This is a genomic window from Pacificispira sp. (genome assembly GCF_965228185.1).
In the GTDB taxonomy this organism is placed as follows: domain Bacteria; phylum Pseudomonadota; class Alphaproteobacteria; order UBA8366; family Aestuariispiraceae; genus Pacificispira.
Genome location: NZ_CBDDHE010000003.1, coordinates 155,052 through 167,311 on the forward strand (window position 1 = coordinate 155,052; position 12,260 = coordinate 167,311).

Genomic DNA, 12,260 nt, shown 5'->3' on the forward strand with positions numbered 1-12,260 from the left:
GCGGTCAGCTCGCCCGGAACGGATTGCCGATGACGACACGGTAGAAGCCGCGATTGTCGTCCAGCCCGGATAGTTTCAGATGGACGAAAACCGGGCGGCGGCGGTCCTGATCGGGCCAATAGCTGAAATAGCGGCCCTGGTTCACTTCCGGCCGCAGATCGCGGAACAGCGTGTCGTTGCTTTCGAAATCGGCGGTCACGAAGCCGGCATGTCCGGCCGGAACACGGTCCTGAATGGCGCGCCGCGCGGTTTCGAAGCTTGCGATGGCGGTGGATACCGCCGCGATGGGGTGGCTGTCGATCTGGATCGCGACCAACCGGTCCGATGCCTTGCGGTCGAACTGGGCGACCACGACCTTGGCGTCTTTCAGCCATGTGTCGACCCGCAGTTTGCACGCCGTGAAATCGTCGCCGATATCCTTGCAGACCTCGATCCGGTCGCGGACGCTGGCCAGATTGTCGGACCAACTCAACCCCATCATCAGGTCGCGGTACTGCGGTTCGTTGGCCGCCAGGACCAGACGCTCTTCCAGATCGGCGCGGCCGGATTCCCGTGCGAAGTCTGAGGCCAGGCGACCGTCAGCCGACACGACGCCCGGATTGGCGCCGAAGGCCATCAGCATATAGGCGGTCTCCGGATCGCCACGCAGCGACGCACGCATCAGCGGAGTCAGCCCGTCGGACAGGCCGTTCGGATCGGCGCCTTCCTCAAGCAGCACGCCCAACATGCTCGCCAGTTCCGGCCGGTCGGCATGCTGAACCACTCGGTGGATCAGTTTCGGCGGGATCGACGCCCCGTCATCGGCCAGCATCCGGACGATTTCGGCATGGCCGTTCAGTGCCGCTTGCTCCAGCGCGGTGCGAACACCCGATCCGAACCCGTCCTCGACCGCGTATTTCGCGTCATCCAACGAGAAGCCCGGAGGCGGGGACCCCAGCAGCGCGACGACGGTGCCTTCGTTGCCGGCATCGATCGCCGCCTTCAGGCGTGAGGTGAAGACGCGCGGGTCGGCCGGCGCGGCCGGCGGCTCCGGCTTGGGCGGCGGCATGAAGACGCTGTCCGACCCGATGCTGGCAACCTGTTGCTGTTCCGGCGGCGGCAGCGGGGCCTCGCGTTCCAGCGTTTCATTGACCGCGGCCGACAGATCTTTCGCGGCCTGCGCCATACCGTCGGATGCAGGCGTTTCCTGCACCGGCGTCTCCGGAATGCGATATTCAGCCACCGGGGCGGCAGCGGTCACGCCGGTATTCGCCGGCGGCGCTTCCACAATCGGCGGCTCCAAGGCGGGTGGTGCTTCGGCAATTGGTGCGGGGGCCGATGCCGGGGCGGTCGGTTCGATCTGCGCCGTCACCAGCTTGGGCGTGCCCTGAGTTGCGGGGCGGCCACCGGCGTTCCGGCTGGCCAGCAGCAGCGCGTCGCGCTCGGCACGGACCTGTTCCAGCCGCGCCAGGACATGCGGATGCCCGGCCGCGATCTCCATCGGTCCGACCGAACAGCCGCGCTGCGGATCGAAGGACGCGCCGCGTTCCGCGAGAAGCGAGGCAGCCCGGACCCGTCCATTGGCGGAGGCGACGGCCAATGGTGTCAGGCAGCCGTATACACCGCCGGCCAAGTCGACCGGTGCGCCCGCGTCGATCATGCGCTGCAGCGCCTGGCTGCGACCTTCGGCGGCGATCCGGTGCAGGACCGACCGGCCGTCCTTGGTCGGCAGGGTCGGGTCGGCCCCGGCCTGAAGCAGCAGGCTGACCGCGGCCAGGTTCCCGGCGCGGGCGGCGCGCAGCAGCGCCGGATTGCCTTCGCTGTCCAGCATGTTCGGGTCCGTCCCTTCCGCCAGACGTGCGCGGACGGTCTGCAAATCACCATTGGCGATGGCGTCGATCAAATTCGTCTTCGGCAGGAAATCACCGACCTGACCCGACACGCCGGCGAAGAAGCGCCCGGCAAAATCCGGGTTGATGGCGGATAGGGCCAAGCCGGTGGCCAGCGCCCCGGCGAAAACACCGCTCATCAGCGCGACACGATTGGGCCCCTTGCCGCGCGTCTCCTGGCGCGGGGCGGCGGAGGTACGGCGGGACGCGCCGAAACGGGACAGGCCGAACCGTCGCCCACCACGTTCCGAAGCGGCATCGCGGGTGCCCGGGTCGGCGGTCAGCCCGGCGCGAAGAACGGTCTCGGCAGGATCGGCATCCGGGGTCCGCCGGTCCGGCAGACGCTCCTCGGTCGCACGCTCTTCCGGTTCCGAGCCCGGCGTCGGGGCGTCCTTGCCGTCCAGATTGCGCGGAATCTTCCAGCCGCCCGCCATGATCTCGTCATCCAGCGGTCCGCTATGGACCGTGACATGCGGAACAAAGGTCGCCTTACGACGCTGCGGATTCTTGGCAGCGGGCTGTTCGGCCTCCGGCGCCGGTCTTGTCATCCGTGCGGGATGTGCGCCTTCCTCTGCAAAGGCAGCGCCGTCATGATCCTCGACATCCGGTGCCCAGTGGTTCTCACCGCTGAGCCCCAAGCGGCCCTGCATGTTTTCAGGCTTCGGCGTCGGCCAGAATTTAAGCTGCGGGTGGGCTTCCGGAACGGTGTCGTCGCCATCCGACATCGGCATCGGATCGACCGGCGCGTCCTCAAGGCCCTCCGCATCGTCTTCGTCGGTGGCCGCGTCCGCATCGCGTTGGGCGCGCAGCATCGGGGAATCGATGACCTGGCCGTCGCGGATCGTCACGATATTCGTGTAGTCGGTTTCGCCGGTAATCGCGTTGACCTGGGCCTGGATCAGCCGCAACTCGTCATAACGGTCTTCGCTGATCAACGCGCCGAGCCGAACGATCGCGGTCTGATCGCTGTCCAGGCTTTCCAGGTTCTGCCAGTAGCGCCCGGTCCGGCCTTGTATCCAGAAAGTCCGTTCCACGGTTCTCGTCCGCCCGTTTCATCCATGCCCGGCAGCGTCGTCGCCGGTTTCCTGCCCCGATTTCCGCGCCTCGACAGATATGAATCCGCCGTCTCCAAAGACGCGATCTCCTCAGCTGAAAGCTACATGTTGTGGCGGAAAGCGTGCAAGGTCCGGATATATCGCGGAGGCCAAGCGCGCTGGAGACCGTGGATATCCGGGAGTTACGGGGCGATGACGGATTTCCGTCCGCCCTGTGACCGCGCGGCGGTTCCGGCCTTTTTCGCGAATCGGTCCGTTCGGCGTATGGTCAGCGGCGTCGGGACCGGGTCACTTCCACGCCGACGAAGGCGGCATTGGACAGGGCTTCCGGCTTTTCGACCCGTACGCTGGCGGAAAGAACCCGCTCGTCTTCCAGGCACATTTCGGCGATGCGGTTGGCCAGGGTCTCGACCAGTTTCACATGGCCTTCGGCGGCCATTTTCTGAATGCGTTCGGCGATTTCGGCATAGCAGGGGACATTGTCGTAATCGTCCGCGTCCCAGTCTCGCAACGGCGTCGCTTCCAGATCCAGATTGATGCGGATCGGCTGCATCCGGTGATGCTCATGGTCGAACACGCCGATGCTCCAGGCGATATCCAGATCGCGCACCGAGATGCGGTAGGTCACGTCCTGTGACTCCGGGACCGGATCCGTTACCGTATAGGCGGCCTGGGCCAAGTCGGAGATCACGCGCATTGTCTAACCCTCATCGCTGGACTGTTCGTCCGGATCGGCCGTTGCGCGTTCTGCCAGTCGGACTTGGCAAAGCCGTGCGGGCGGGCTAATCCCGATTTCGAAGCGGCACACTACCGATACCGGGCCGGAAGGCAAGAAAAGGTCCGATTTCAGGAAGGTTAAGAATGTCCAGAACCGTCCTTCACTCGACCCCCCAGCGGTGCCTCGTAATGGGTATCGTGAATGTGACGCCAGACTCCTTCTCCGGCGACGGACTAGGCAAAGAATGCGACATCCTGGGCGCCGCTGTGGCTCAGGCGCAACGGTTCGCCGCGGCGGGCGCCGATATTCTGGATATCGGCGGGGAAAGCACGCGGCCCGGCGCGGCCTTCGTCGACGAGGCGGAGGAAACCGCCCGCGTCGCGCCGGTGATCCGCGCGATCCGGGCCGAATTGCCGGATATCGCCATTTCCATCGACACCTATAAGGCCAAGGTTGCCGCCGCGGCATTGGAGGCCGGGGCGGATATCGTGAACGATGTCTGGGCCCTACAGGCCGACCCGGACATGGCGCGGGTCGTGATCGACGCCGGATGCCCTGCGATCCTGATGCACAATCGCAGCAAGCCGGGCCACGCGGATATCGACCGGCGATTGGGCGGCAGTTATACCGCGCCGGATTACGGCGCCAGCTTCCTGGAGACTGCATTGGAGGAAATGCGCCGGATGATGGCCGGCGCGGTCGATGCGGGCGTCGATCCGGCGCGGCTCTACACAGACCCGGGTGTCGGCTTCGGCAAGACGCCGTCCCAGAATATGGCGCTGATCGAGGCGATCGATAAGGTTCGGGAGATCGGCTATCCGGTTCTGCTGGGCGCCAGCCGCAAGAGCTTCATGGGCCGGGTTCTGGACCTGCCGGCGGATGATCGTCTTGAGACGACCCTGGCCACCACCGCGCTGGCGGTCATTCGCGGGGCGGCCATCGTGCGGGTCCACGACGTTGCGGAAAACGTGAAGACCGTGCGTATGACCGAGGCGATGCTGGCCGCCGGACGCGCCGCCCGGAGTGCCGCATGACCCAAAGCGTTTACCTAGCCCTGGGCGGCAATCTGGGCGACCGGGAAGCAGCCTTGTCCGCCGCGATCCTGGAACTGCGCGCCTTCATGGATGTGCACGCCCTATCGCGGGTCTATGAGACGGCGCCGATGTATGTCACCGATCAGCCGGCCTTTCTGAACATGGTGCTGGCGGCGGAAACCGACCTTCCGCCGCTCGAACTGCTCGACCGGCTGAAGGCGCTGGAGACCAAGATCGGCCGCATCCCGTCCATTGTGAACGGCCCCCGCGCCATCGACATCGACATTCTGTTCCATGGCGAGACGCAGATGGTGACCGACCGCTTGACCCTGCCGCATCCGCGCATCGCGGAGCGCGCCTTCGTCTTGGCCCCATTGGCGGATATCGCGCCGGACCTGCCCGTTCCGCCGGAAGGACACACGGTCCGGACCCTGCTGGAACAGGTGCAGGGCCGGGATACGGTCATCGTCGTCGACCGTCCGGAAATCGTCTGACGCTCGCCGAGTTTTCCAGCCATGCGGTAGTTGCATGCCTGAGTCCTAAACTTTGCAGTTCGGTTATGTGTGCATTGCAATAATGTGTCGCACAGCACCGGGAACGGAATGGCCCGGCCGCTAGTTCCAAATCAGACGTTGCAAACCTCGCATGGCGGTTTCGGCCGCCCGGGCGGGTTTCGTTAACCGAATTTTTGGGAACACCGGCCTAGCATCCGTGCCAACACGGTAATCGAACGACACATGCGCGGTCCGGACAGGGCACGCGCCACCGAAATGAAGGACCGAACGATCATGATGAACAACACCGATATCCGCGGCCCGTGGGCCGAAGGCGGCCATAAGATCGCCGCGATGCGCCAGGCGCGCGAAATCACCCAATCCGAACTGGCCGAACAGGCCGGCCTGCCCTCCGTCGGCTGGATCGCCGATGTCGAAGCCGGCCGCCGTCCGGTCCCGTCCGTTTTCTACAAGGCCCTGGGCCAGCAACTGGGTCTGGGCGCGTCAGATTTCGCTGCCCTGTGCCTGAAGCATTACGATCCGAAAGCGTTCGAAGCGCTGTTCGGCGCCGAAAAGCCGGCGCTGAAACTGGCTGCCTGATCTTTCGGAAGTATCCGTTCAAAAAGCCCCGCCGGGTTCGCCGGCGGGGCTTTTCGTTTGACGGGGCTTGGCCGGAAGATCAGGAAATCGGCCGCATGCCGCAGCGGTCGACGATGTCGGCAATGGCCTCCGCCGTGCCGCGTCCGGATTCCTCGGTCACGGAAAAGACCCCGCCGGTCAGTTGCGGATAGGCTCGCATGATCTCGATAACACGCGGATCCGGGGACAGTTGAAACCCGGCCGTCGGGATGTAGACCGATGAGATGCGGATGTCGCGCCGCAGCGCCTCTGTCGTGATCTCACGGGCATTCACATCGTCGACGCCTTCGTCGAAGGAATCGTCGAACCCACCCGGCAAATTGTCGGTAATCAGGACCAGAATGCGGCTGCGTGCCTGCCATTGGCCGGTGAAATCGCCTTCCTGCGCGCGATCGGTGGCCGCCAATCCGACCACGGCGGTGCGCAGTGCCTCGTCGCTGGCTTCCGGACCGCCATTGCCGCCCTCGGCCTCCAACCGCCGGATGGCCCAGGTCAGGGTGTCGCGCGCTTCCTGCGGATCGGCGACGGAGCCCAGATCCACCTCGACCCGCACATTGTCCCGGAAACTGACCAGCCCCAGCCGGTAATCGCCTGCGGAGACGAAGCGGACCAGATCGATCAGGCGGATCGCCTCGCGTTTCATCTCGCGGATGGCGGCGGCCATGGAATGGGTCGTATCGATGGCGATAACCAGGTCCGTCGCGCCGCATTTGCCTTCGCGGCCGGTGCCTGAAGTCGTCCCGGATTGCGCCAGAAATGTTTGTGACAACGCCGGTGGCGGTGCGGCAGGGATCATGGCTGCCGACAGAAAGGCGGCGAGACAGAGTGCGGGGCGCGGAGTCATAGCAGCGATGTTATGCCGCGATGCAAACCGGTTCAATTAAATCGCGCCGACGCGCGCCAGGCCATAATTGCCCCGTTTTGTGCCTAGGGCGTCGTCGTAACGTAAACCCGGCATTCGGACGTACCGTCCAGCCAGAACAGATAGAGCTGTTCCGGCCCGCTCAGCCGCTCCGGGTCGTACAAGTTAAGGCCGCTGCCCTGGGCATAGCCGTAACGGACCGGCGGCGCGTTCGGACGCTCCACGATCACATAGTATTTGCCCTGCCGACGCTGATTGAAGCGCAGGCGGGAACAGGCTTCCGACAGCGTGTCGGACAGGTTTCTATCCAGTTCGGCCGGGTCGATGGGCAGATTGATCCGCGATCCATCGGTCTTGGTCCGGATTTTGCCGTGTGGTTCCGGCTCGACCGCCTCTGGAATCCGGCGCAAGAATTCCTGCGCCCGGTTCTGCGCGGCGGCCGGGTCCGCCGGCAGGGCGAGGATCAGAAGCAAGACGGTCGCGGCGGTGCGTAGCATCGGGCGCATCTCAGGGCGGCGGCTCATCGGGAAAGGCCGCGATCGCCGCGTCATAATCTTCGGCTTCCAGCAGATCCATCATCCGGGCTGCTTGATCCGGCTGCGCTCCTTGAAGGAACGGACCGCCCGGCAGAAGTTTGACCGTCGGGCCGATATGACAGCGCCCGAGGCAATGGACCGTTTCCATTTCGATGAAATTGCCGCGCTTTTCCAATTCCGTGCGCAGGGCCTTGGCCAGTTCCTTGGACCCTCGCGCGCCGCAGGACGGCAGGATATCGCCGGCCCTCAAATTGGTGCAGACGCGCATTTTGTTATAACGACGTGCCATGGGTTCCTTTACTTGATCAACCGAATTGCGCTGTGCCCCGGTGCCGGCGCGCACCTGCGATGTTGCACCGCACCTATTGTGCCAGCGTCCTCGTTACCCCATGTTCCCATCCAACGGCCAAGACTTGAGTAACATATAGGAGCGCGTTGCGACATGAGCGAATACGAGTACGACCTGTTTGTCATCGGTGCCGGGTCCGGCGGGGTCCGCGCCAGCCGCATGTCGTCCTCGCTGGGCGCCAAGGTTGCGATTGCTGAGGACCTCCATCTCGGCGGCACCTGCGTCAATGTCGGCTGCGTGCCCAAGAAGCTGATGGTCTACGCCTCGCATTATCACGAAGATTTCGACGAGGCCGCCGGCTTCGGCTGGACGGTCGGCCCGCGCGCCCATAACTGGGCCAAGCTGATCGACGCCAAGAACAAAGAAATCGCGCGCCTGAACGGCATCTACGGCACGTTGCTGCAGAATGCCGGTGTGGAGCTGTTCAATGGCCGCGCGACCGTGACCGGCCCGCATGAGGTCGAGGTGAACGGCCGCCGGATCACCGCGGAACGCATTCTGGTTGCCGTCGGCGGCTGGCCGTCGGTCCCGGATATCCCCGGCAAGGAACATGTCATCACGTCCAACGAATTCTTCTATCTGGACGACCTGCCGAAGCGGGTGATCGTGGTCGGCGGCGGCTATATCGCGGTCGAACTGGCGGGCATCTTCAACGGTCTGGGCGCGTCGGTGACGCAGCTTTACCGCGGTTCGTTGTTCCTGCGCGGTTTCGATGAGGATATCCGCCATTTCGTCGCCGGCGAGGTACGCAAGAAGGGCATCGACCTTCAGTTCGAAAAGAACATCGCCTCGGTTGAGAAGAAGGCCGACGGGTCACTGGCCGCCACGCTGGAGGACGGTTCGGTGATGGAGGCGGATACGATCCTCTATGCCACCGGCCGGTCGCCGAAGACCCGGAATCTCGGTCTGGAAGAGGCCGGGGTGAAGCTGACCAAGTCCGGTGCGATCGTCGTCAATGACGATTACCAGACGTCGGTCCCGTCGATCTATGCGCTGGGCGACGTCATCGACCGGGTGGCGCTGACCCCCGTTGCGATCGGTGAGGGCATGGTCTTTGCCCATAACACCTATGGCAAGGGCGGGCGCAAGATGAGCTATCGCGACATCCCGACCGCCGTGTTCAGCCAGCCGCCTATCGGGACGGTGGGGCTGACCGAGGATCAGGCCCGCAAGGAATATGGCGAGGTCGACATCTACCGTTCCGAATTCCGGCCGATGAAGCACACGATGTCCGGCAGCGACGAACGCAGCCTGATGAAGCTGATCGTCGACCGCGCCAGCGACCGGGTCGTCGGCCTGCACATGGTCGGTCCGGAGGCGGGCGAGATCACGCAAGGCTTCGGCGTGGCGATGAAGGCCGGGGCGACCAAGGCCGATTTCGATGCGACGGTCGGCATTCACCCGACCAGCGCGGAAGAATTCGTCACCATGCGCGAACCGGTACCGCAGGCGCAGGCGGCGGAGTAAGCGGCGTCAGAACACGCAATGCTTGGTGAAGTCGGCGGCTTCCTTCGCCGTGATATCCTCCGCATTGCGCTCCTTCATGGAGGCGCACCATTCCTCGCTGCCGATTTCAGGCTCACAACCTGCCAGTAACAGGGCGGCGAGGAAGACGGAGCCCAATACCAGTTTGCTTTTCATGTTCGGCGCCCTTTCTCAGTTCGTTTCGCCGGGAGGCTTGAGATCCCAGCGCATGCAGGTTTGTTCCGCGAAGCCGCGTGCGTCATCTGCGGTCCAGTCGGACAGCGGCTTGTCGCGGATCGCCTGGCACCAGCGTTGATCGCCCGGCTGCGGCGGTCCGGGTTGCAGAGCCTCCCAGATGGCATAGGCCGACAACGCCGCGATTCCGGCGCCGATGGCAATTCGGTGGCTGCGTTTCATCCGGTCGCGTCTCCGCAAATCCCAATCCGTGATCTTATCCCGAATCGGCGGAAGTGCGACGGTACTGTGAATCCCTCTGTTTCCCGAATAACCGGTGGAAATGCCTGCTGTGAGCGCGTAAAACAGGCGCTCGCGGCGTTTTGTTGCGGCGCGGGGCCGGAAATCCGGCGGTAAGCGAACTTTTGGAGTTAGAGAAAATGGCACACGGAACCTGGAGCCCGGAGAGCTGGCGCACAAAGCCGATCCTGCAGGTGCCGGATTATCCCGACGCGGCGAAACTGCAGGCAGTGGAGGCCGAACTGGCCGCGAACCCGCCGCTGGTCTTTGCCGGAGAGGCGCGCAAGCTGAAAGCCTCGCTGGGCGAAGTGGCGGAAGGCCGTGCATTTCTGCTCCAGGGCGGCGATTGCGCCGAAAGTTTCGCGGAATTCTCTGCGAACAACATTCGCGACACGTTCAAGGTCCTGCTGCAGATGGCTGTGGTCCTGACCTTCGGGGCGGCCTGTCCGGTGGTGAAGGTCGGTCGTATGGCCGGTCAGTTCGCCAAACCGCGTTCCGCCGCGACGGAGAAGCAGGGCGACAAGGAACTGCCCAGCTACCGGGGCGACATCGTCAACGGCATCGACTTCACCGATGCCGACCGGGTGCCGGACCCGACGCGCATGATGCGGGCCTATCATCAGGCCGCGTCGACGCTGAACCTGCTGCGCGCCTTCGCGCAGGGCGGTTTCGCCGACCTGCACCAGGTGCATCAGTGGAATCTGGACTTCGTTGCCGACAGCGCCCAGGGTGAGCGCTATCAGGCGCTGGCCGACCGGCTGGACGAGACGCTCAGCTTCATGGCTGCCTGTGGCCTGACGTCGGAGCGCGTGCCGCAGATCGCCGAAACCGATTTCTACACCAGCCATGAAGGCCTGTTGCTGTGGTACGAGCAGGCGCTGACCCGCCGCGACAGCATTACCGGCGGCTGGTACGATTGTTCGGCCCATATGATCTGGATCGGCGATCGCACGCGGCAGCCGGACGGCGCGCATATCGAATACTGCCGCGGTGTCGAAAACCCGATCGGCATGAAATGCGGCCCGTCGACGGACCCGGACGAGCTGATCCGTCTGATCGACATCCTGAATCCGAAAAACGAGGCCGGCCGCCTGACCCTGATCGCCCGGATGGGCAGCGACAAGGTGCAGGATCATCTGCCCGCGCTGCTGCGCCGGGTGAAGCAGGAAGGCCGCAAGGTTGTCTGGTCCTGCGACCCGATGCACGGCAACGTCATCAAGTCGGAAAGCGGTTACAAGACCCGTCCGTTCGACCGGATCCTCAGCGAGGTGCGTCAGTTCTTCGATGCGCATGAGGCAGAGGGTACCCATGCCGGCGGCGTGCATTTCGAGATGACCGGCCAGGACGTTACGGAATGCCTGGGCGGCGCGCAGGCGATTTCCGATTCCGACCTGTCGGCGCGGTATCACACCCATTGCGATCCGCGCCTCAACGGGGCGCAGGCGCTGGAACTCGCCTTCCTGATTGCCGAGGAACTGAAGGCCGGCCGCGCTGCCGGGCGGATGCGTCCCTCGGAAGCCGCCGAGTAAATCCGGACCGCCGCGGGGCGTCAGCGTCCCGCGGCGGGTTTCCGACGTCTCAATCCTTGTCGTGGGGGCAGGGGCATCATGCCGGAGCGTACAGAAGTAGACGCCTTCGTTCAGAGCTGGACGGATGCGTATTTCAACCGCACCCGCGAGATCGTCGAGAAATTCGGCGACTCCAAAGTCACCTACGCCATCTTCATGCGCCGGCCTGTCGTGTCCGCGCCGCGGCTGGCAATCGAATGGCTGCGCAAAACGGTCGAGGCGCGCGGCGGTACGGTCGATATCGATCTGCATTACGAGGAAGGCCGCTGGGTCGGCGCCGGTGAGCCGATCATGTATGTCACCGGCTCGTTCCGGACATTGTGCGATTTGGAAACGCTGCTGTTGCAGAAGATCGGGCCGCCCTGCGTCGCCGCCTACAATGCCTTCACCATGTGTCAGGAACTGCCGCGCGCATCTTTCCTGGCGATGGATGCCCGTCACTGCGCCGGGACCGAGATGTCGGAAATCATGGCCTATGCGGCTTCCGTCGGATCGGACCGGGCCAAGCGGAAATCTGGTGCGATCGGTTTCATCGGCAATGCGACCGACGCCACGGCCCATTTCTTCGGGCGCAGCGCCGGCATGGGGACTATGCCGCATGCGTTGATCGGCTATGCCGGGTCGACGGTCCGTGCGGCGGAAATGTTCCACGAGGCGCATCCCGACAAATTGTTGATCGTCCTGGTCGACTATTTCGGCCAGGAAGTCACCGATGCGCTGGCGGTCTGCGAACGGTTCCCGGAACTTGCCCGCGCCGGCGAGCTGGGGGTGCGGCTGGACACTTTGGGCGGGCGGTTCTGCGAAGGGCTGGACCCCGCGGAATCCTATGCGGTCCTGGATCGTAATGCCCCGCGCTCCATTCGCGGATACCGCAACGAGAACGAGTTGCGCCACTTGATCGGGCCGGGCGTATCCGCCGCGGCCGTATGGCATATGCGCGAAGCGCTGGACCGCGCCGGGTTCCTGAATGTGAAGATCGTCGCATCGTCCGGTTTCGGACCTGAAAAATGCAAGGTCATGGCGCTGGCCGATGCGCCGATCAACGTCATCGGGACAGGAAGCTATCTGCCCGACCGCTGGTCCGAGACCTACGCGACCGCCGACATCGTCGAGTATGACGGACAGCGCCGGGTCAAGGTCGGTCGCGAATTTCTGCTGCGCAAACCGGGACCCGCTACGGATAAAGGGTCCGATTAGCC

Annotated in this window: 13 protein-coding genes; 6 read left to right on the forward strand and 7 right to left on the reverse strand. The window is 64.4% G+C overall.

Annotated features, from left to right (window positions below; genetic code table 11):
- Positions 1–4: 4 nt before the first annotated feature.
- Both ACO06O_RS04400 and folB read right to left on the reverse strand, forming a co-directional pair.
- A complete protein-coding gene (locus ACO06O_RS04400) occupies positions 5–2,902 on the reverse strand; it encodes an ankyrin repeat domain-containing protein (RefSeq protein ID WP_421876684.1) in 2,898 nt (965 codons plus the stop codon).
- Positions 2,903–3,191: 289 nt separating this feature from the next.
- The gene (gene folB, locus ACO06O_RS04405) at positions 3,192–3,620 is read right to left on the reverse strand and encodes a dihydroneopterin aldolase (RefSeq protein ID WP_421876686.1); all 429 of its coding nucleotides are present in this window, start codon (positions 3,618–3,620) and stop codon (positions 3,192–3,194) included.
- 209 nt (positions 3,621–3,829) lie between these two features.
- Here folB and folP point away from each other — a divergent pair, with 209 nt between their 5' ends.
- The 3 genes from folP (at position 3,830) to ACO06O_RS04420 (ending at position 5,769) form a co-directional block, all read left to right on the forward strand.
- A complete protein-coding gene (gene folP, locus ACO06O_RS04410) occupies positions 3,830–4,675 on the forward strand; it encodes a dihydropteroate synthase (RefSeq protein ID WP_421876688.1) in 846 nt (281 codons plus the stop codon).
- On the forward strand, positions 4,672–5,169 hold the full coding sequence (folK, locus tag ACO06O_RS04415; protein ID WP_421876690.1) for a 2-amino-4-hydroxy-6-hydroxymethyldihydropteridine diphosphokinase: 498 nt from the start codon (positions 4,672–4,674) through the stop codon (positions 5,167–5,169). Before folP ends, folK begins: the two co-directional genes overlap by 4 nt.
- A 294-nt stretch (positions 5,170–5,463) precedes the next feature.
- Positions 5,464–5,769, forward strand: a complete 306-nt coding sequence (locus ACO06O_RS04420) for a helix-turn-helix domain-containing protein (RefSeq protein ID WP_421876692.1) — start codon at positions 5,464–5,466, stop codon at positions 5,767–5,769.
- A gap of 79 nt (positions 5,770–5,848) precedes the next feature.
- Here ACO06O_RS04420 and ACO06O_RS04425 read toward each other — a convergent pair whose 3' ends face one another.
- The 3 genes from ACO06O_RS04425 to ACO06O_RS04435 all read right to left on the reverse strand — a co-directional run bounded on the left by ACO06O_RS04425 (position 5,849) and on the right by ACO06O_RS04435 (position 7,495).
- Positions 5,849–6,652 carry a vWA domain-containing protein gene (locus ACO06O_RS04425; RefSeq protein WP_421876695.1) on the reverse strand — a complete coding sequence of 268 codons (804 nt, stop codon included), beginning with the start codon at positions 6,650–6,652 and terminating at the stop codon, positions 5,849–5,851.
- A gap of 83 nt (positions 6,653–6,735) precedes the next feature.
- Positions 6,736–7,167, reverse strand: a complete 432-nt coding sequence (locus ACO06O_RS04430; protein WP_421876697.1) for a hypothetical protein — start codon at positions 7,165–7,167, stop codon at positions 6,736–6,738.
- 10 nt (positions 7,168–7,177) lie between these two features.
- Positions 7,178–7,495, reverse strand: a complete 318-nt coding sequence (locus tag ACO06O_RS04435) for a hypothetical protein (RefSeq protein WP_420417633.1) — start codon at positions 7,493–7,495, stop codon at positions 7,178–7,180.
- A 153-nt stretch (positions 7,496–7,648) separates the two neighbouring features.
- Between ACO06O_RS04435 and gorA the strand changes: the two genes are divergently transcribed.
- Positions 7,649–9,022 carry a glutathione-disulfide reductase gene (gorA, locus tag ACO06O_RS04440; protein WP_421876699.1) on the forward strand — a complete coding sequence of 458 codons (1,374 nt, stop codon included), beginning with the start codon at positions 7,649–7,651 and terminating at the stop codon, positions 9,020–9,022.
- A gap of 6 nt (positions 9,023–9,028) precedes the next feature.
- Here the strand turns inward: gorA and ACO06O_RS04445 are convergent, their stop codons facing one another.
- Positions 9,029–9,196, reverse strand: a complete 168-nt coding sequence (locus ACO06O_RS04445; RefSeq protein ID WP_421876701.1) for a DUF3012 domain-containing protein — start codon at positions 9,194–9,196, stop codon at positions 9,029–9,031.
- Between the two features lie 15 nt (positions 9,197–9,211).
- Positions 9,212–9,436, reverse strand: a complete 225-nt coding sequence (locus ACO06O_RS04450; RefSeq protein WP_421876703.1) for a DUF3012 domain-containing protein — start codon at positions 9,434–9,436, stop codon at positions 9,212–9,214.
- A gap of 197 nt (positions 9,437–9,633) precedes the next feature.
- Between ACO06O_RS04450 and ACO06O_RS04455 the strand changes: the two genes are divergently transcribed.
- A complete protein-coding gene (locus ACO06O_RS04455) occupies positions 9,634–11,022 on the forward strand; it encodes a class II 3-deoxy-7-phosphoheptulonate synthase (protein ID WP_421876705.1) in 1,389 nt (462 codons plus the stop codon).
- A gap of 78 nt (positions 11,023–11,100) precedes the next feature.
- On the forward strand, positions 11,101–12,258 hold the full coding sequence (locus ACO06O_RS04460; RefSeq protein WP_420417628.1) for a nicotinate phosphoribosyltransferase: 1,158 nt from the start codon (positions 11,101–11,103) through the stop codon (positions 12,256–12,258).
- Positions 12,259–12,260: the final 2 nt, after the last annotated feature.